Origin of the sequence: Microbacterium jejuense (assembly GCF_019511665.1) — a bacterium.
Lineage (GTDB): Bacteria > Actinomycetota > Actinomycetes > Actinomycetales > Microbacteriaceae > Microbacterium > Microbacterium jejuense_A.
This window is the reverse complement of the sequence record NZ_JAEUAW010000006.1, coordinates 58037-76726: the sequence shown is the minus strand read 5'-3', so window position 1 is coordinate 76726 and position 18690 is coordinate 58037. Positions and strand designations below refer to the sequence as shown.

Below are 18690 nucleotides of genomic sequence, written 5' to 3'. Positions count from 1 at the left end.
TTTCGCGACGGGATGCCGCGGGTGGCGGCATCCCGTCAGTCCTTGGTGTCGTCGACCTTGCGGACGAGCGCCCACGCGCCGGGGATGATCGCAGCGGCGAGGCCCGCCTTGATGAGACCGCCCACGATGAACGGCAGCAGACCCGCCTGCAGGATCTCGGCGAACGACAGGTCGAGGCCCATCACGACGTTGAGGATGAACGCCATGTAGGGGATGCCGAACAGGAAGGGCACGACGCTCGCGAGCGCGAAGCCGACGAACGCGAGCACGGGCCGGCGGTCCCACGCGCGCTCGGCGAACCAGCCGGCGACGAAGGCCGAGAAGATGAAGCCGATGACGAAGCCGAAGCTCGGCTTGGCCACCGCAGCGACCGTGCCGGTGAAGCCGGCGAACACGGGCAGCCCGGCGAGGCCGACGAGCATGTAGGTCGTCAGGGCCGCGGCCCCGCGCCACGCACCGAGCGATGCGCCCACGATGATCACGCCGAGGGTCTGGCCGGTGATGGGGACGGGCCACAGGGGGATCTCGACCTGTGCCAGCAGCGCGACGACGGCGGCACCCACGACCACCAGGGCGGCGTCGAGGGCGAACGCGCGAGCACGCGAGGACGGGCGGGCGATGACGTCGGCGAGCACGCGACGGGTGCCGGCAGAGGCGGCCGGAGCAGCGGCGATGGATGACATGGCCTCAGCCTAGGGGGCGACCGGCGCGGCAACTTGGACGCCGTCCACGAATGATCCGCCGATCCGCTGTCCGACCCCTACACGTGTCGGGTCCGTGGCACGCGCCAGGCGCAGCGCTCCGGCCAGCAGCGCGACGGCGACGGCGGCGGTGAAGACGGTCGTGCCGACGACGAGGAGCAGCGCCACCGCCGACATCCCCATGACGACGGCGAGGCTCACGCGACGCGCGGAGCGGGTCGCCGCGGGGGCGGCCTCCGCCTCGACGCGGGCGGCGATGAGCGCGACCGCCGCCGTCGCGGCGAGCGCGAGGACCAGCCACGCCGGACGTGTGAGCCACCAGGCCGCGCCGTCGATGGCGGGCAGCGGCAGTCCGGTGGTGAGCGCCCACAGCGCGGTCAGCCCCGCGAGGCTCAGCAGCACCGGCATGTGCCACAGGTAGATCGTCATCGCCCGAGGGGTCACGAAGTCGGTGAACCGCTGCATCGTGGGCCGCTGCGCGAAGCGCGCGATCGGCTCGCGCAGCAGGGTGAACAGGGCCGTGTGGGCGATGCCCACCAGCAGCAGCGCGGTCGTCGGCGGGTTGATGTTCGCGACCAGATCGGGGGAGTGGATGCCGCTCACGAACGACACCGCGAGACCGGCGACCGCGGCGATCACGGCGATCACGCGCGTGCGGCGCGACAGGGCGTCGATCCGCCCGTCGGCGAGGAAGAACCCCAGCTGCTGCAGGGCGAGCCACACGAACGCCAGGTTGAGGAAGCCGAGCGCCTCGACGCCCGAGACGATGCGCAGCGCGTCGACGCCTGCCGCGGCCGCTGCGAGCATGCCGATCGTCGTCAGCGGGGCACGGTCGTGGCAGCGCAGCAGCGCCGGCACGAGCGCCTGGCAGACGAGGAACACGCCGAGGAACCACAGCGGCTGCGCGAACCGGAAGCCCGCCAGCGTCACGAGGTCGTCAGGAACTGCCGCCGCGAGGACCGCCAGGAGCACGCCGACGACGCCGATCGTGACGATCGCGGGGCGCAGCAGCCGGTGCACGCGCCCCGACACGAAGTCGACCGCATCCGATCCCCGCTCACGCGACCGCCGATAGGCGGTGGCGGCCGAGAAGCCGCCGATGACGAAGAACAGCGGCATGACCTGGAAGACCCAGCTGAGCGGCACGATCCACCAGGTGCCGTCGCTGGCGTTGACGAAGGAGGGGGCGCCGTCCGGCACGGCGACGCCGACCATCATGGCGTGGAGGACGACGACTCCGAGGATGCAGGCGGCGCGGACGAGATCCACGGCGCGGTCGCGGCCGCGAGGGCGGAGAGCGGATGCCACGGGTGCGGCGGTGGCGACGGTCATGGGTCCTCCTCGGGACGTCGGTCCCGGAAGGCTATGGAGGTGGTACCGGCGGCGGCATCGCTCCGTGGTGCCGTTGTCGCCTCACCCCGTGGGGTGATGCAGGCCGAGGCGGCGTGTCAGGACGCCGGCTCGACGAGGCCGGCGTCGTACGCGAAGATCACGGCCTGCACGCGGTCGCGCGCGCCGAGCTTGGCGAGCACCTTGCCCACGTGCGTCTTGACGGTCTGCTCGGAGATGAAGAGCTCGGTCGCGATCTCGCCGTTGGAGCGGCCGCGCCCGATGAGGGTCAGCACTTCGCGCTCTCGCTCGGTGAGCTCGTGCAGTCCGGACGCGGCACGGCTCGCCCGCGGCCGGCGTGCGGCGAAGTGCTCGATCATGCGGCGCGTGACGCTCGGAGCCAGGAGCGCGTCGCCCGCCGCCACCACCCGCACGGCGTGGACGAGGTCCTCCGGGAGGGCGTCCTTCAGGAGGAACCCGCTCGCGCCCGCTTCCAGGGCGTCGTAGACGTAGTCGTCGATGTCGAAAGTCGTGAGCATGAGGATGCGCGGCACATGTGCCGCCGGATACGACGGGCCGAGGATGCGCCGGGTCGCCGCGATGCCGTCGAGCTCCGGCATCCGCACATCCATCAGCACCACATCGGGGTCGGTGCGCGCCGCGAGGGTGACCGCCTGCGCGCCGTCGGCGGCCTGGCCCACGACGCGGATGTCGTCCTGCGCGTCCAGCAGCGCGGCGAAGCCGGCACGCACCATCGCCTGGTCGTCGGCGATGAGGACGCTGATCGTCACGTGGGCTCTCCGTCGGTGGGCGGATGGGGGACCGCAGGCGGCCGCACGGCGTCCGCCACGGGAGGAGGCCCGGGAGCGGGCGGCGGAACCGGGAGGACCGCGCTCACCGTCCAGCCTCCGTCGGCATCCGCCGCGGCGTCCACGCTACCGCCCACGAGCGCTGCCCGCTCGCCCATGCCGATGAGCCCGTGCCCGGCGCCCGACGCGGCGGGCGCCGCCTCGCCGTCGCGCGGCGGGGCGTTGCGCACGAGAAGACGCACGGCGACGGCATCCGTCTCCACACGGAGGACGATCGGCGCGCCCGGCGCGTGGCGCACGGCGTTGCTCAGCGCCTCCTGCACGATCCGGAAGGCCGTGATGTCGACGGCGTCGGGCACCGGCGACTGGGGCATCTCGACGATGGCGTCGAGGTCGGCGCCGGCGCGCCGCACCGTCTCGACGAGTGCCGGGATGTCGCGCAGGCCCTGCTGCGGCACGAGCTCGGCCGACTGATCGTCCGTGCGCAGCACACCCAGCAGGCGGCGCATCTCGGCGAGGCCGGTGCGCGCCGTCTGCGCGATCTCGTCGAACTCGCGAGCCGCCTCGTCGGGCAGGCCGGGAACGCGGTACTTCGCGGTGGACGCCTGCACCTGGATGAGCGACATGCCGTGCGCGACGACGTCGTGCAGTTCGCGGGCGATGCGCGTGCGCTCCTCGACCACGAGGCGCCGTGACTGCTCCAGGGCCGTGAGCTCGCGCTCGCGCGTGAGCTCGGCGCCCACCCGCATCCGGCCGGCCAGCAGCACGGCGAGCAGGTACACGCCGCCGACCACGGCGGTCGTGACGATGAGGGTGTTCGCGCTCGGCACGGCGGGGAAGACGACCGCCGCCACCACGCCGGCGGCGCTGCCCAGCGCGTACTGCACGAGCCCGAGGCGCCAGCCGTACTCGAGCGTGACGGCGGCCACCACGACGCCGAACGCGATGAGCATCGGCACCGACCAGGGCCAGGGCGCCGACAGGGCGCTCTCGCGCGGGACCACGAGCGGGGCAAGCGCCGCCGCGGTGGTGAACAGCGCGATCGCGGTCTTCGGGTACCACAGCGAGACGAGGGGCGCCGTGACCGCTGCGGCGCCCAGCAGCAGGGCGAGGGCCACCGGCGTCCCGTACACGGCGGCGTTCACGGGCACGAGCACGCAGAAGAGCACCAGCGCGATCGGCGCGAGGACGACGATCATGCGGCTGCGCCGGTCACCCGGCCACACGTCCCGCAGCCGTCGCCTCGCCCGCGCTGGTCGCGTCTTCACCGCCACGGGTGTCATCCTGCCATCTCGGCGGGGCACGGCTCCGGCACCTCGCGCTCGGCCGCCGGCACCGCGGGGGTCGTGGCGGCGGCACGGCGCCGGCGCACCGCGGCGATGCGCTCGACCGCGAAGCCGATCACGAGGGCGAAGACGATGCCGATGACGGCGCTGAGCAGCGGCTGACCCTCGAGCCACGCGCCGGCCAGCAGGCCGATGGCCGCGCTGTAGGCGGCCCACGTGATGCCGGCGAGGACGCTCAGCGGGAGGAACCGCCGCCACGGGTAGCGCAGGGCCCCGGCCGTCATGTTGACCGCGACGCGCCCCACCGGGACGTAGCGCGCGGCGAGGATCAGCGGTGCCCCACGGTGCTCGAGCGCGCGCTGGGCACGGTCGACGGCCGCCGCGACGCGGGGGCGACGCAGCCACGCCCAGCGTCCGACCCCCACGGCCCTGCCGATCGCGTAGGCGATGTTGTCGCCGATGACGGCTCCGACCGCGGCCACCGCGCACAGCAGCACGATGTTCCCCACGCCCGCCGACGCGGTCACCGCCGCGGCGGCGACGAGCACCGTCTCGCTCGGGATGGGTGGGAAGAAGCCGTCGATCACGGCGGTGCCGAACATGACGAGGAGCAGCCACGGCGACGCGGCGGCCTGCAGGATGAGCTCGTTGAGGAAGTCCACACTGCGACGCTAGAAAGACGGCGCCACCGGGCGCATCGCCCTCGGGTACCACCCGCATCACCCTGCGGTGGTATTTCGCACGGCTGCCGCTCGTCCCGCGCCCGTATACTGGATGGCTGGCCATTCGGCCGCTCTTCCACCTCGACGGAACGGACATCCGCTGTGCTCGCCGTGCACGACCTAGAGATCCGCGTGGGCGCCCGCGTACTGATGTCGGACGTCTCCTTCCGCGTCTCGGACGGCGACAAGATCGGCCTCGTGGGCCGCAACGGCGCCGGCAAGACCACGCTCACCAAGGTGCTCGCGGGCGACCTCATCCCCGCCGACGGCAAGGTCGAGCGCTCCGGCGAGCTCGGGTACCTGCCGCAGGACCCGCGGTCGGGCGATCCCGAGATGCTCGCGCGCACCCGCATCCTCGACGCCCGCGGCCTCGGCACGCTCGCGATCGGCATGCACGAGGCATCCCTCGCCATGGCATCAGAGGATGTGGATGCCGCGGCTCGCGCCATGCGCAAGTATGCGAACCTCACCGAGCGGTTCGAGGCCCTGGGCGGGTACGCGGCGGAGGCCGAGGCGGCCTCCATCGCCCACAACCTGTCGCTGCCCGACCGCATCCTCGACCAGCCGCTCAAGACGCTGTCGGGCGGTCAGCGCCGCCGCATCGAACTCGCCCGCATCCTGTTCTCGGACGCACAGACGATGATCCTCGACGAGCCCACCAACCACCTCGACGCCGACAGCGTCGTGTGGCTGCGCGAGTTCCTCAAGGGGTACAAGGGCGGCCTCATCGTGATCTCGCACGATGTCGAGCTCGTCGGCGAGACGGTCAACCGCGTGTTCTACCTCGACGCCAACCGCCAGGTCATCGACGTCTACAACATGAACTGGAAGAACTACCTGCGTCAGCGCGTGGCCGACGAGGAGCGCCGCAAGAAGGAGCGCGCCAACGTCGAGAAGAAGGCCACGGTCCTGCAGCAGCAGGCGGCCCGGTTCGGCGCGAAGGCGTCGAAGGCCGCCGCTGCGCACCAGATGGTCGCGCGCGCCGAGAAGATGCTCGCGGGCCTCGACGAGGTGCGCCAGGAGGAGCGGGTTGCGAAGCTGCGCTTCCCCAAGCCCGCGCCGTGCGGCAAGACGCCCCTCATGGCGTCGGGCCTATCGAAGTCGTACGGCTCGCTGGAGATCTTCACCGATGTCGACCTCGCCATCGACCGCGGGTCGAAGGTCGTCGTGCTCGGCCTCAACGGCGCCGGCAAGACGACGCTGCTGCGCATCCTCGCCGGCGTCGACCAGCCCGACACCGGACGGCTCGAGCCCGGCCACGGCCTCAAGATCGGCTACTACGCGCAGGAGCACGAGAACCTGGACGTCAACCGCTCGGTGCTCGAGAACATGATGTCGGCCGCGCCCGACATCACCGCGACCGAGGCGCGCAAGGTGCTGGGCTCGTTCCTGTTCACGGGCGACGACGTGCTCAAGCCCGCCGGCGTGCTGTCGGGCGGCGAGAAGACGCGCCTGTCGCTCGCGACGCTCGTGGTGTCGTCGGCGAACATGCTGCTGCTCGACGAGCCGACGAACAACCTCGACCCGGCCTCGCGCGACGAGATCCTCGGCGCGCTCGCGCACTACGAGGGCGCTGTCGTGCTGGTGTCGCACGACGAGGGCGCCGTCGAGGCGCTCAACCCCGAGCGCGTGCTCATCCTGCCGGACGGTGTCGAAGACATCTGGGGTCGCGACTACGCCGAGCTCATCTCGCTCGCGTAGGCGGCTCAGCGGCCTGCGGCGTCGAGGAGGGCGTCCTCGTCCTCCGCGTCGCGGTCGCGACGACGGGCGCGAGGGCGAGGGGATGCCGGCGGCGCTGCGGCTGCGGCATCCCGAGGTCCTTCGGTCTCGGGCTCGGCCTGCGCGTCCTCGGAGTCCTCACGGCGGTGCTTGCGCTCGGTGCGGATGACGTAGCCGATGAAGACGAAGCCCATGATCGCGAACAGGATCCACTGGATCGCATACGACAGGTGGGGTCCGGGGTCGTCCGACGGCGCTTCGAGGGCGTTCGGCACGGCGGCCTGAGCCGGATCCTCGGTCACCATGACGCCGTAGGCGCTGCGCTCCAGAGCGGCGCCGGCGTCGGCCGAGATCGTGTCGGCGACGAGATCGAGGTTGATCGTCGGCACCTGACCCTCCGGCGCCGAGCGGCCGGACGCGGGGAGGGCCTCACCTGGACGCAGCCGCACGACGACGCTCGCCGCGCCCGACGGGGGAGCGGGCACGGCGTCGGGCTCCGGCTGATCGTCGCCCGGCGGCACCCAGCCGCGGTCGACGAGCAGCACGCGTCCGTCGTCGAGGCGGAACGGCACGAGCACCTCGAACGCCGACGTGCCGCCGTGCGGGCGGTTGCGGGCCAGGAGCTGGTCGTCGGTCAGGTACTCCCCGGTCAGCGTGACCGGGCGCCATTCGTCCTGCGGGTCGAGCGCGTCGCCCGGCGCGATCGCCTCGGCGAGGAGCACCGGGTCGGCATCGTAGTTCTGGGCGACCAGGGCGAGCTGATGCGAGCGCTCCTCATTCCGGCTGAACTGCCAGTGCGACAGGAACGCGCATGCGATGGCGAACACCACCGCGAGCGCGACGTAGATCGCCCACCGTCCGGCGCGCGGCAGGTTCTGCATGCTCACGCCGCGGCTCATCGGGCGACCCCCGCGTCACGGAGCGGCGCGACCTCGAGGGGGAAGTCGCGCGCGGCGAGGAACTCACGAAGGTAGCCGACGTGCTCATCGCAGGCCGCCCACGTCTTGCGGCGCTCCGCCGTGTGGATGCGCGGATTGCGCCAGTCGATCCGCCAGCGGGCCGCCTGCCGGCATCCGGCTCGCGAGCAGGTCGCGTCGACGCCGTCGCTCATGCGGCGGGGCCCGGTGCGTCGGGGATGTCGGTGTGTTCGGCGTCGTCGTCGGTCGTCGCTTCGGCGGGGCGCGGCGGCGCGGACGGGTCGCGGGTCTCTTCGATCCGGATCACGCGCGAATCGCGGACCGGGCCGGCCGCGGGATGGGACGGGGTGGCGGGCAGCGACGGCTCGGGGTCTTCCCGCCGGTTGCGGCGCGCCTCGTTGCCGACGTTCGCCGAGACGACGGCGATGTACGGGAGGAAGATCGCGGCTGCCCCGAACACCCACGTGTACCAGCCGTACGGGGTGATGACGACCATGAGGATGAAGCACGCGATGCGCACGCCCATCATCACGAGATACCGCGTCGAACGCGCGCCGACGTCGTCGCGCGGAGCGCGCGGCAGGGACGTGGCCGAAGGGGCGTGGCTGGAGTTCTTCACGGTGCTTCCAGCGTACGCCGGTCAGACGGAACGATCGCCCCGGAAGCGGGCCTCCGGGGCGATCGATCCGAGGGCGTCAGGACGAGTAGCCGGTGGTGCCGCTGTAGGCCGCGACGAAGAACACGAAGAAGAAGATCGCGACGACGATGCCGAGCACCGCCAGGCCCACGCCGACCCAGCCGACGATGGTGCCCGCGAGCGCCATGCCGCGGCCCTGCTCGCCGCTCGTCTTCAGCTGCTTGAGCGACATGTGGCCGGTGATGACCCCCACCACCGAGCCGATGAACGGCAGGATCACGAAGCTCGAGATCGACGCGATGAGCGACACGATCGCGAGCGTGTTCGTCTTGGCGGGCGCGCCGTAGCCGTAGCCGGGTGCGGCGCCGTACGCCGGTGCGGCGCCATACGCGGGCGCTGAGCCGTAGGTCGCGGGCGGAGTGGACGAGGAGCCGTACGCCGGCGGCGGGTATGCGCCCGGCTGGGCCGGCGGCGGGTACGCGGCGGGCTGCGCCGCGGGCTGGGCCCGCGGGGCAGGCTGCGCCGCGGGCGCCGCCGGGGGATAGGCGCCCGGCTGAGCAGCGGGCGGTGCCGGCGGCACGGGCGGGTATGCGCCCGGCTCGGGTGCAGGAGTGGGGGAGGTGTCGCTCACGGCGATGCCTTTCGTCGGTGTCTGGGTACAGCGTCCCAGCGGCGCGCGGGGGTGTCAAACGATCCGGGCCGCGGTGTCGCCCGCCGGTAGGCTGGTGCGGTTCCGTCGTCGACCCCCCGGGAGTGAACCATGTCCACCGATCGCGTCGTCCTCGTCACCGGCGGCAACCGCGGCATCGGCCGTGCCATCGCCGAGCGCTTCGTCGCGGCCGGCTACAAGGTCGCCGTCACCGCCCGCTCCGGCGAGGGTCCCGAAGGCACGCTCACGGTGCGCGCGGACGTGACGGATGCCGCAGCGGTCGACGCCGCGTTCACGGAGGTCGAGAACACGCTCGGACCCGTCGAGATCGTCGTCGCGAACGCGGGCATCACGAAGGACACGCTGCTGCTGCGCATGACCGAGGACGACTTCGACAGCGTCGTCTCGACGAACCTCGGCGGCGCCTTCCGTGTGGTCAAGCGCGCGTCGAAGGGCATGCTGCGCGCGAAGTGGGGCCGTGTGATCCTGATCTCGAGCGTCGTCGGCCTGTACGGATCGCCCGGGCAGATCAACTACGCGGCCTCCAAGAGTGCGCTCGTCGGCTTCGCGCGCTCGCTCACGCGCGAGCTCGGCGGACGCGGCATCACGGCGAACGTCGTGGCGCCCGGTTTCATCGAGACCGACATGACGGCCGAGCTCGCGGACGAGACCCAGGCCGAGTACAAGAAGAGCATCCCCGCAGGTCGCTACGGTTCGGCCGACGAGGTCGCCGGCGTCGTCACGTGGATCGCCTCGGCCGACGCGGCCTACATCTCGGGCGCCGTCATCCCCGTCGACGGCGGCCTCGGCATGGGCCACTGACGCCGCCCGCACGCGGGCGCACGCGTGTCGTGCGCCCGCGTGTGTGATCGTCAGCCGATCGCCTGCAGGATCGCCTCGGCCACCGCGCCCGGGCGGGAGAACTGCGGCCAGTGACCGGTCGGGTCGCCGGGAGCGCCGAGCTCGATGATGTCGAGCTGCTGCAGTGCGGCGAGCTCCGCGGCCCACGCCGGTGCGCCGTGGATGATCTCGCGGATCTGCATGGCCGGAACCGTGCCGGTGATGATCGTCGCGGGGACCGCGCGGCGCCGCTCGTCCGACAGCCGGATCGGGTCGGTCGGCACCCGCTCGGGCACCGACTTGGCGCGCGCCGCGGCGTCGGCGCGCGTCTGCGGGTCGAGGTCGGCGACGTCGGAGTCGTCGAAGAAGTCCCACCCCGGGAACGGGATCACGCCGTCCACGACCGGGAACTCCGAGATGCTGCCGCCCTCGCCGGGCGGGAACGTGTCGAGGAACACGACGCGCGACACCCGGTCGGGCCGGGCGTCGACCGCCCCGTAGACGACGTTGCCGCCGCCGGAGTGACCGACGAGGACGACCTGGCCGTCGAGGGCGTCGAGCTCGGCGACCGTGGCCGCGATCCAGTCGGAGATGCCGATGTCTGCGGAGTCGGACGCGGATGCGCCGACACCGGGCATCGTGAGCGGGTGCGTGCGGTGGCCGGCGGCCTCCAGCGCGGGGACGACATCGCCCCAGGACGACGCGTCGAGCCACAGACCCGGAACGAGGATGATGTGCATGCTCCCGAGGCTAGCGGCGGGCGCCGACACGCGACGGCCGGGTCAGGGCAGCAGCGGGACGACCTCGCGGAGGTCGACGGGGCCGATCACGACATCGGCCTGCGCACGTACGGCGGGCTTGGCGTTGAACGCGACGCCGAGACCCGCCTCCGCCATCATCAGCAGGTCGTTCGCGCCGTCGCCGATGGCGATCGTGTGCGTCAGGTCGACACCGCGCTCGGCTGACCATTCGCGCAGCGCGACCGCCTTGCCGGCGGCATCCACGATCTCTCCGTCCACCACTCCCGTGAGCACGCCGTCGTCGGTCGAGAGGCGGTTGGCGCGCCACACATCCACGCCGAGATCGGGAGCGACCGTGTCGAGGATCTCGTGGAACCCGCCCGAGACGACGCCGACGGCGCCGCCGCGCGCGTGCACGGCGTCGATCAGCTCGCGCACGCCGGGCGTCGGCTCGATGCGCGCCAGCACCCGCGCGAACGCGGCCACCGGAACACCCGCGAGCGCCTCGACGCGCGAGCGCAGGCTCGTCGCGAAGTCGACCTCGCCGCGCATCGCCGCCTCGGTCGCGGCGGCGACCTCGGGCCCGCGGCCCGCCTCATCGGCGATCAGCTCGATCACCTCGTTGCGGATGAGCGTGGAGTCGGCATCGAGCACGACGAGGAAGCGGGCGGGCGCGACGGGCATGCCGTCAACGCTAGCGGGCGACGCCGGCGCTCCCGACCGGATGACGCGCGTCAGCGCTCGACGCGCACGCCCTTGCCGACGACCGTGATGCCGCTGTCGGTGACGGTGAAGCCCCGCGCCAGGTCTCTGTCGCGGTCGACGCCGACCGTGGCTCCGTCGTCGAGCACGACGTTCTTGTCGAGGATCGCGCGGTGCACCCGCGCCCCTGCGCCCACGTGCACGTAGTCGAACAGCACCGAGTCGGTGATGGTCGATCCGCCGCCCGCGAGCGTCCACGGACCGACGACGCTGCGCTCCAGATGCGTCCCCGACAGCACCGAGCCCAGCGACACGATCGAGTCGATGGCGTTTCCGATGCGGCCCACCGAGTCGCGCACGAACTTCGCGGGCGGCGAGTTGACCGCCTGCGAGTGGATCGGCCAGTCGGTGTTGTAGAGGTTGAACACCGGCAGCGTCGAGATCAGGTCGCGGTGCGCATCGAAGAACGAGTCGATCGTCCCGACGTCGCGCCAGTAGTAGCGGTCGCGGTCGGTCGAGCCGGGGACGTCGTTGCGGTTCATGTCGTACACGCCCGCCTCGCCGCGCGAGACGAAATACGGCACGATGTCGCCGCCCATGTCGTGGTTCGAGGTGGGCACCTCGCCGTCGGACTCGACGGCCTCGATGAGCGCGTCGGTGTCAAAGATGTAGTTGCCCATCGAGGCGAGCACCTGGTCGGGCGCGTCGGCGAGGCCGACCGGGCTCTGCGGCTTCTCGAGGAAGTCGCGGATGCGCCCCGGGTCGGACGGATCGACGTCGATGACGCCGAACTGGTTGGCGAGCGAGATCGGCTGACGGATGCCGGCGACCGTGGCCCGCGCGCCGGACTCGATGTGCGCCGCCAGCATCTGACGGAAGTCCATGCGGTACACGTGGTCGGCGCCGATCACCACGACGATGTCGGGCTTCTCGTCGGTGATGAGGTTGAGGCTCTGCAGGATCGCGTCCGCCGACCCCGAGAACCATCGCTTGCCGAGGCGCTGCTGCGCGGGGACGGAGGCCACGTACGAATCCAGCAGAGCCGACATGCGCCACGTCTGCGAGATGTGGCGGTCGAGGCTGTGCGACTTGTACTGCGTCAGCACCACGATCTGCCGCAGCCCCGAGTTGATGAGGTTCGAGATCGCGAAGTCGATGAGCCGGTACTGGCCCCCGAAGGGGACGGCGGGCTTGGCGCGATCCGCGGTCAGGGGCATCAGCCGCTTGCCCTCGCCGCCGGCGAGGATGATTCCGAAGACCTTGGGCGCTGCTGGCATGTGACCCACACTAGGACGCGTTCCGACCGATGTACTAGCGTTCGAGCATGCGAGTCGACATCGTCACGAAGGAGTACCCGCCGGAGATCTACGGGGGCGCCGGAGTCCATGTCACGGAGCTGGTGAAGGCGCTGCGCACGGAGCTCGACGTGCGGGTCCGGGCTTTCGGCGCGGACCGCTCCGAAGCGGGCACGACGTCGTACGCCGTGCCGGCCGAGCTCACCTCGGCGAATGCGGCGGTGCAGACGCTCGGCACCGACCTCGAGATCGTCACGGACGTCGCCGGCGCCGACGTCGTGCACAGCCACACCTGGTACGCGAACTTCGCCGGGCACCTGGCATCCCTTCTGCACGGCGTCCCTCACATCGTCACCGCCCACAGCCTGGAGCCGCTGCGTCCCTGGAAGGCCGAGCAGCTCGGCGGCGGGTATGCCGTCTCGAGCTGGATCGAGAAGACCGCGTACGAGGGGGCAGCTGCCGTCGTGGCCGTCAGCAACGGCATGCGCGACGACATCCTGCGCAGCTACCCGGCCCTCGACCCCGAGCGGGTGCGGGTCATCTACAACGGCATCGACGTCGACGCGTGGCATCCCGTCGAGGATCCTGCACTGCTGGCCGAGCTGGGGATCGACCCGGCAAGGCCTTCCGTGGTGTTCGTCGGGCGCATCACGCGCCAGAAGGGGCTGCCGTACTTCCTGCGGGCAGCCGAGCGCCTGCCCGCCGACGTGCAGGTCGTCCTCGCCGCCGGCGCGCCCGACACGCCGCAGATCATGGCCGAGGTCGAAGAGCTCGTGCGCGGTCTGCAGTCCACCCGCGACGGCGTGGTCTGGCTGGATCGCATGCTGTCGCGTCACGAGTTGTGCACGATCCTGAGCGCGGCCACGACGTTCGTGTGCCCGTCCGTGTACGAGCCGCTCGGCATCGTGAACCTCGAGGCGATGGCGTGCGGCGCCGCCGTCGTCGGCACCGCGACCGGCGGCATCCCCGAGGTCGTCGTCGACGGCGTCACGGGCCGCATCGTCCCGATCGAGCAGGTGCAGGACGGCACAGGCACGCCCATCGACCCCGAGCGATTCGTGTCGGACCTCGCGCGCGTGCTCACCGAAGTCGTCAGCGATCCCGCCCAGGCGCGGGAGTACGGCGCCGCGGGTCGACGACGGGCGACCGAGGACTTCAGCTGGCAGCGCATCGCCCAGCAGACCGCTGCGCTGTACGCGGAGGTGGCCGCCGGCGGCCGGTAGGCTGGGGGGCATGCCCCAGGTGCTCGAGTTCTCCGACGTCGTCGTCCGCCGAAACGCACGCAACATCGTCGACCACCTGGACTGGACCATCAACGACGACGAGCGGTGGGTCGTGCTCGGGCCGAACGGCGCCGGCAAGACCACGGTGCTGCAGATGGCCGACACGCTGCTGCACCCGACGTCGGGCGTCGTCACGATCCTGGGCGAGCGTCTCGGCCGCACCGACGTGTTCGAGCTGCGGCCCCGCATCGGCTTCGCGTCGTCGGCGATGGCCCGCCGCGTGCCGCCGGAGGAGACGGTGCTCAACGTCGTGCTGACCGCGGCGTACTCGGTCCTCGGCCGCTGGCGCGAGGACTACGAAGACATCGACGAGCGCCGCGCGCTGCGCGTGCTGGCCGAGTGGAAGCTCGACCATCTGGCCGACCGCACGTTCGGCACGCTGTCGGACGGCGAGCAGAAGCGCGTCCAGATCGCGCGTGCGGTGATGACCGACCCCGAGCTGCTGCTGCTGGACGAGCCGACCGCGAGCCTGGACCTCGGCGCCCGCGAAGAGCTGCTGATCCTGCTCGGCGGGTACGCCTCGGCGCCCACGACGCCCGCGATGATCATGGTCACCCACCACGTGGAAGAGATCCCGGTCGGGTTCACCCACGTGCTGCTGCTGCGCGACGGTCAGGCCGTCGCCTCCGGACCGATCCGCGAGACCCTCACCGGCGACGCGCTGAGCGAGACGTTCGGCGTCCCCATCCGGCTCACCGAGGACGGCGGCCGGTACGCGGCACGAGCCGCGCACTGATCCCTGGTAGACTGGATCCTTGGTGCGTGCGCACGAGCGCGCGCACTCAAGACTTTGACCGCCCTGGCAAAATCCAGGGCACCCTCCTCAAAGGACCATCATGAAGACTGACATCCACCCGGACTACCAGGCCGTCGTGTTCCGTGACCTCGGCTCGGGCGAGACCTTCCTCACCCGCTCGACGGTCACCAGCGACAAGACGATCGAGCTCGACGGCGTCGAGTACCCCGTCATCGACGTCGAGATCTCGTCGGCCTCGCACCCGTTCTACACGGGCAAGCAGCGCATCATGGACTCGGCCGGTCGTGTCGAGAAGTTCAACCAGCGCTTCAAGAACTTCGGCGGCGCTTCCAAGTAAGCCCCGTCCGCGACGAAGGCCCCGCACATCGTGCGGGGCCTTCTGCGTTCCCGTGCATCAGCGGCCGTCAGCGGATGGGCCAGCGGCCGTCGAGGCGGTCGTCGGGGTCGAGCCGTCCGATCTGGATGAAGTAGTCGGTGAGGCTCGCCGCCTGCGCGCGCGCCCACGCGATCTGGCGCGTGTGCAGCTCGTCTGCCGTGTCGGGCATCCAGGGAGCGAAGCGGTCGGCCAGGGCCTGTGCGACGCGTCCCGCTGCCACCGCGTCGGCCGAGGCCTCGTGCGCGGCGTCGAGTCGCACGGCGTAGTGGGCGGCGACGACCTCGAGCGTGCGCTTGCCTCTGCGCCAGCGGTCGTACGCCTTGTCGACCACCAGCGGGTCGATCACGGGCGACGGGTTCTCGATCGGCTCCACGCCGTGCCGCAGCGACTCGTACTTGAGCAGTGAGAAGTCGAAGGGCGCGTTGTACGCGACGACGGGGATGCCGGCGTCCAGCAGTCCTCGGACCGCCTCGACCGCCCCGGCCACCACTTCGCGGGCGGGGCGTCCATGGGCCTGCGCGTGCGCCGTCGTGATCCCGTGGATGGCGCTCGCGCCTTCGGGGATCTCGACGCCCGGGTCGGCGAGCCAGTCGCGCGCCCGCAGGGCATGTCCCGACGCGTCCAGCAGCCCGACGTGCGCCGTCACGATGCGATCGGTCGTCACGTCGACCCCGGTCGTCTCGAGGTCGAAGACGCCCACGAGCCGTACCCAGTCCGGCACGTCCCACAGCGACAGCTGGTCGCCGCGGGAAGTTCTCATGCCGTTCACGGTATGCGCGGCTTCCGACATCCGGGCGGAGGCGCTCCGCGCGCGACGTGGGCGCACCGCGGCCGTGCAGGCGCCGGAACGTAGACTCGACGGGTGACCGTGCCCAACCCGTATGCCGCCCTGCTCGACGAGATCCCCGTCGAGCGGCACGAGGTCGAGGTGCTCGGCGGCACGACGGCCTACTGGGTGTACGGGCCGGCGGACGCCGAGACGACGATCGTCGCGGTGCACGGCTTCCGCGGCGAGCACCACGGGCTGGAGCCGGTCGTGGCCCACCTTCCCGGCGTGCGCGTGATCTCGCCCGACCTGCCGGGCTTCGGCGAGACCGCCCCCGTCCTCGGACGCACGCACGACCTGGACCTCTACGCGCAGTGGCTCGACGCGTTCGTCGCCGCCGTGGCGCCGGGCGCCGTCATCCTCGGCCACTCGTTCGGGTCGATCGTCGTGTCGGCCGCCGTCGCCCGTGGGCTGCCGACGCCGCGCGTGATCCTCGTGAACCCGATCGGCGCGCCGGCGCTCGAGGGCCCCCGCGGGATCCTCACGCGGCTCGCGGTGTTCTACTACTGGGCGGGCGCGAAGCTCCCGAAGCGGCTGGGCGAGGCCCTGCTGCGCAACGGTCTGATCGTGCGGGTGATGAGCATCTCGATGGCGAAGACCAAGGACCCCGGCATCCGTCGATTCGTCCACGATCAGCACGACACGTACTTCTCACGGTTCGCCGACCGCGACGTGCTGCACGATGCGTTCGTGGCCTCCGTGTCGCACGACGTGAGAGAGGCCGCGCCGCGCATCGCGCAGCCCACGCTGCTGGTGGCCGCGCAGCGCGACGACATCACGCCCATCGAGGCGGAGCGCACGCTCGCGACGCTGTTCCCCGATGCGGAGCTCGTCGAGATCCCCGATGTCGGGCACCTGATCCACTACGAGACGCCGGCCGCTGCGGCCGATGCGATCACGCGCTTTCTCGCGCCTTCCGACGCCGGTAGGCGTTGACGTTCATGCGGTTGCCGCAGTTGCCCGAATCGCAGTAGCGCTTCGAGCCGTTCTTGGAGTAGTCGACGTACACGCCCTCGCAGTCGTCGGCGGAGCAGATGCGCACCCGGTCGTACTGGTCGGCGCGGATCACGTCGACGAACGCCATCGCAGCCTCGACGAGGATGCGCGTGGCCAGAGGCGCGTCGTCGCTCGTGGCGTGCACGTGCCAGTCGTAGCCGTCGTGGATCACGAGGCGGGGGAGCGCGTGCCCGTCGCGGAGCAGTCCGTTCACGAGCGGCACCGCGCCCTCGCGGTCGACCTGCCACAGTTCGCGCAGTCGCGGCCGGATCGCGCGGATGGCGGCCAGCTCGGTCTCGTCGCGCCGGATCACGCCGGTGTAGGGGTTCACCCGCAGGTAGTCGTCGAACTGCTCGAGCGTCGTGAGCGTGTCCTCGCCGTCGTAGCCGGGCATCGTGTTGACCAGGTAGGCCGCCGCCCGCAGGCTCTGCTGCGTGTCATGAATGAAAACCATGTTGACTCCTGACAGCCGGATCGCTACTGTCACCAGTGTAAGCACCTTTCACCCCTGACAGTCGGATGCCGCCCATGACCGCCTCCACCGCGTCCGTCCCCGTCATCCCGCCGGGCCGCGCGTCCGCCTCGACGGCGCGCCTGCGCACGACGGGCCTGCTCATGGGCGTCGCGTCCGCGCTCGCGTTCTCGTCGAGCGGGCCGTTCGTCAAACCGCTGCTGGAAGCGGGGTGGTCCCTCGGCGCCGCGCTGCTCGTGCGCATGGGGGTGGCCGGCCTCATCCTGTCGCCCGCGCTCGTGCGCGCCATGGTGCGGCAACGCGGGTTCCTGCGCCGCCACTACAGGCTCATCATCGCGTTCGGCCTCATGCCGGTGCTCGGCTGCCAGCTCTTCTTCTTCTCGGCCATGCAGCGGATGCCGGTGGCCGTGGCGCTGCTCATCCAGTACCTCGCGCCCGTCATGCTCGTCGTCGCCGTCTGGGTGCGCACGCGCAAGCGGCCGTCGGCACTGGTGCTGTGGGGCTCCGCCGTCGCGATGGTCGGCCTCGTGCTCGTCGTGGACATCTCGGGCGCGTCCTTCGACCTGCTGGGCACGCTCCTCGCCCTCGCCGCCGCCGTGTGCGTGTGTGCCTACTTCGTCATCTCCGAGCGGGCGGGCGACGACCTGCCGCCGCTCGCGCTGGCCGCGAGCGGCCTGCTGACGGGGGCGCTGGCGATGGGCGTGCTGTGTCTGACCGGCATCCTTCCCTTCCAGGCGCCCGCCGTGACGGTCGTGCTCGCCGGTACCGAGGTGCCGTGGTGGATGCCGCTGCTCTGGGTCGCCGCCGTCGCGACGACGCTCGGGTATGCGCTGGGGGTCATGGCCGTTCCGCGGATCGGCTCGCGGGTGGCGTCGTTCGTCGGCCTGTCGGAAGTGCTCTTCGCCCTCATGTTCGCGTGGATCTTCCTCGCGGAGGTGCCCGCGCCGATCCAGTTCGCCGGCGGCGCGCTGATCCTCCTCGGCGTCGTGCTGGTGCGCGCGGACGCGTCCTCGACGGCCGCCCCGAAGGGTCCTGCCGCTAGGGCTCCCGCCGCGCCAGCTCCATAAGAGGCGTCACGCGGTGGGCGATGACCTCGCCCATCACGAGCGACGTCTCGGTGCGCTCGACGCCCTCGATCGCGAGGATGCGCGCGTCCGTGTCGAACAGGTGCTGCGTGTCGCGGCAGGCGACGCGCACCAGCAGATCGACCTGACCCGACAGACCGTGCGCCTGCACGACCTCGGGCACGCGGGCGAGCTCGACGGCGATGCGGGGGAGCTCTGCCTGGCGCACGATGACGCTGATGAAGGCCTCGATGGGGAAGCCGAGCGAGGCCGACGAGATGGCCCGCTCGTACGAGAGGAAGACGCCCGTGCGCTCCAGCCGCGCCATGCGCGCCTGGACGGTGTTGCGCGACAGGCCGAGCCGTTCGGCGAGCGCGACGACGGTCGCACGGGGGTCGGCCGACAGTGCTGCCAGCAGCTCCACGTCGACGTGATCGAGGGCACTCATAGTGCGAAACGTTAGCACGGTAGTCCGGCCATGAAGTTGTCAACATGCTCAAGCGGACCCCGAATGCTTGAGCGAGGTGCGACCTCGACGTAGCCTCGAGGTGTCGGCGAAGAGGCCGGCGC

At 71.6% G+C, this 18690-nt stretch carries 22 protein-coding genes; 7 read left to right on the top strand and 15 right to left on the bottom strand.

Annotated features, from left to right (window positions below; translation table 11 throughout):
* Positions 1–35: 35 nt before the first annotated feature.
* The 5 genes from JNB62_RS09595 to JNB62_RS09575 all read right to left on the bottom strand — a co-directional run bounded on the left by JNB62_RS09595 (position 36) and on the right by JNB62_RS09575 (position 4787).
* Entirely contained in the window at positions 36–683 is a 648-nt protein-coding gene (locus tag JNB62_RS09595; RefSeq protein WP_220300660.1) for a biotin transporter BioY, read from the bottom strand.
* A 9-nt stretch (positions 684–692) separates the two neighbouring features.
* On the bottom strand, positions 693–2033 hold the full coding sequence (locus tag JNB62_RS09590; protein ID WP_220300659.1) for an acyltransferase family protein: 1341 nt from the start codon (positions 2031–2033) through the stop codon (positions 693–695).
* Positions 2034–2149: 116 nt separating this feature from the next.
* Entirely contained in the window at positions 2150–2821 is a 672-nt protein-coding gene (locus tag JNB62_RS09585) for a response regulator (protein WP_220300658.1), read from the bottom strand.
* Positions 2818–4113: a sensor histidine kinase gene (locus JNB62_RS19575; protein ID WP_220300657.1), complete on the bottom strand. Its 1296-nt coding sequence runs from the start codon at positions 4111–4113 to the stop codon at positions 2818–2820. The genes JNB62_RS09585 and JNB62_RS19575 overlap by 4 nt, the downstream gene beginning before the upstream one ends.
* 5 nt (positions 4114–4118) lie before the next feature.
* The gene (locus tag JNB62_RS09575; protein ID WP_220300656.1) at positions 4119–4787 is read right to left on the bottom strand and encodes a DedA family protein; all 669 of its coding nucleotides are present in this window, start codon (positions 4785–4787) and stop codon (positions 4119–4121) included.
* 162 nt (positions 4788–4949) lie between these two features.
* Here JNB62_RS09575 and JNB62_RS09570 point away from each other — a divergent pair, with 162 nt between their 5' ends.
* On the top strand, positions 4950–6548 hold the full coding sequence (locus JNB62_RS09570) for an ABC-F family ATP-binding cassette domain-containing protein (protein WP_220300655.1): 1599 nt from the start codon (positions 4950–4952) through the stop codon (positions 6546–6548).
* Positions 6549–6553: 5 nt separating this feature from the next.
* On the opposite strand, the gene JNB62_RS09565 is transcribed toward JNB62_RS09570, so the two are convergent.
* From JNB62_RS09565 to JNB62_RS09550, 4 genes are all read right to left on the bottom strand, one after another.
* Positions 6554–7447 carry an SURF1 family cytochrome oxidase biogenesis protein gene (locus JNB62_RS09565; RefSeq protein ID WP_220300838.1) on the bottom strand — a complete coding sequence of 298 codons (894 nt, stop codon included), beginning with the start codon at positions 7445–7447 and terminating at the stop codon, positions 6554–6556.
* Between the two features lie 14 nt (positions 7448–7461).
* Positions 7462–7677: a hypothetical protein gene (locus tag JNB62_RS09560; RefSeq protein WP_220300654.1), complete on the bottom strand. Its 216-nt coding sequence runs from the start codon at positions 7675–7677 to the stop codon at positions 7462–7464.
* On the bottom strand, positions 7674–8102 hold the full coding sequence (locus tag JNB62_RS09555) for a DUF3099 domain-containing protein (protein WP_220300653.1): 429 nt from the start codon (positions 8100–8102) through the stop codon (positions 7674–7676). Before JNB62_RS09555 ends, JNB62_RS09560 begins: the two co-directional genes overlap by 4 nt.
* A 76-nt stretch (positions 8103–8178) precedes the next feature.
* Positions 8179–8751 (bottom strand): DUF4190 domain-containing protein, encoded by a 573-nt coding sequence (locus tag JNB62_RS09550; protein ID WP_220300652.1) that lies wholly within the window; start codon positions 8749–8751, stop codon positions 8179–8181.
* Positions 8752–8880: 129 nt separating this feature from the next.
* Between JNB62_RS09550 and fabG the strand changes: the two genes are divergently transcribed.
* Positions 8881–9591, top strand: a complete 711-nt coding sequence (fabG, locus tag JNB62_RS09545) for a 3-oxoacyl-ACP reductase FabG (protein WP_220300651.1) — start codon at positions 8881–8883, stop codon at positions 9589–9591.
* A 50-nt stretch (positions 9592–9641) separates the two neighbouring features.
* Here the strand turns inward: fabG and JNB62_RS09540 are convergent, their stop codons facing one another.
* From JNB62_RS09540 to JNB62_RS09530, 3 genes are read right to left on the bottom strand one after another with little or no spacing between them, the layout of a single operon-like run.
* Positions 9642–10349, bottom strand: a complete 708-nt coding sequence (locus JNB62_RS09540; protein ID WP_220300650.1) for an alpha/beta fold hydrolase — start codon at positions 10347–10349, stop codon at positions 9642–9644.
* 42 nt (positions 10350–10391) lie between these two features.
* Positions 10392–11033 (bottom strand): phosphoserine phosphatase SerB, encoded by a 642-nt coding sequence (serB, locus tag JNB62_RS09535; protein ID WP_220300649.1) that lies wholly within the window; start codon positions 11031–11033, stop codon positions 10392–10394.
* Between the two features lie 50 nt (positions 11034–11083).
* On the bottom strand, positions 11084–12328 hold the full coding sequence (locus JNB62_RS09530) for a glucose-1-phosphate adenylyltransferase (protein ID WP_220300648.1): 1245 nt from the start codon (positions 12326–12328) through the stop codon (positions 11084–11086).
* Positions 12329–12375: 47 nt separating this feature from the next.
* Between JNB62_RS09530 and glgA the strand changes: the two genes are divergently transcribed.
* The 3 genes from glgA to JNB62_RS09515 all read left to right on the top strand — a co-directional run bounded on the left by glgA (position 12376) and on the right by JNB62_RS09515 (position 14723).
* Positions 12376–13569, top strand: coding sequence for a glycogen synthase (gene glgA, locus JNB62_RS09525; RefSeq protein WP_220300647.1), 1194 nt, complete (start codon positions 12376–12378; stop codon positions 13567–13569).
* 10 nt (positions 13570–13579) lie between these two features.
* A complete protein-coding gene (locus tag JNB62_RS09520; protein ID WP_220300646.1) occupies positions 13580–14365 on the top strand; it encodes an ABC transporter ATP-binding protein in 786 nt (261 codons plus the stop codon).
* Positions 14366–14465: 100 nt separating this feature from the next.
* On the top strand, positions 14466–14723 hold the full coding sequence (locus tag JNB62_RS09515) for a type B 50S ribosomal protein L31 (protein WP_018170680.1): 258 nt from the start codon (positions 14466–14468) through the stop codon (positions 14721–14723).
* 67 nt (positions 14724–14790) lie between these two features.
* On the opposite strand, the gene JNB62_RS09510 is transcribed toward JNB62_RS09515, so the two are convergent.
* On the bottom strand, positions 14791–15522 hold the full coding sequence (locus JNB62_RS09510) for a 3'-5' exonuclease (RefSeq protein WP_223231054.1): 732 nt from the start codon (positions 15520–15522) through the stop codon (positions 14791–14793).
* Positions 15523–15624: 102 nt separating this feature from the next.
* On the opposite strand from JNB62_RS09510, the gene JNB62_RS09505 reads away from it, so the two are divergent.
* Complete coding sequence (locus JNB62_RS09505; RefSeq protein ID WP_220300644.1) at positions 15625–16524, top strand: alpha/beta fold hydrolase; 900 nt, start codon at positions 15625–15627, stop codon at positions 16522–16524.
* On the opposite strand, the gene JNB62_RS09500 is transcribed toward JNB62_RS09505, so the two are convergent.
* Positions 16484–17038 carry a CGNR zinc finger domain-containing protein gene (locus JNB62_RS09500; RefSeq protein WP_220300643.1) on the bottom strand — a complete coding sequence of 185 codons (555 nt, stop codon included), beginning with the start codon at positions 17036–17038 and terminating at the stop codon, positions 16484–16486. The two genes, JNB62_RS09505 and JNB62_RS09500, sit on opposite strands and share 41 nt — an antisense overlap.
* Positions 17039–17112: 74 nt before the next feature.
* On the opposite strand from JNB62_RS09500, the gene JNB62_RS09495 reads away from it, so the two are divergent.
* Positions 17113–18123, top strand: coding sequence for an EamA family transporter (locus JNB62_RS09495; protein WP_220300642.1), 1011 nt, complete (start codon positions 17113–17115; stop codon positions 18121–18123).
* Here the strand turns inward: JNB62_RS09495 and JNB62_RS09490 are convergent.
* Positions 18095–18568: an Lrp/AsnC family transcriptional regulator gene (locus JNB62_RS09490; protein ID WP_220300641.1), complete on the bottom strand. Its 474-nt coding sequence runs from the start codon at positions 18566–18568 to the stop codon at positions 18095–18097. The two genes, JNB62_RS09495 and JNB62_RS09490, sit on opposite strands and share 29 nt — an antisense overlap.
* Between the last annotated feature and the right edge of the window lie 122 nt (positions 18569–18690).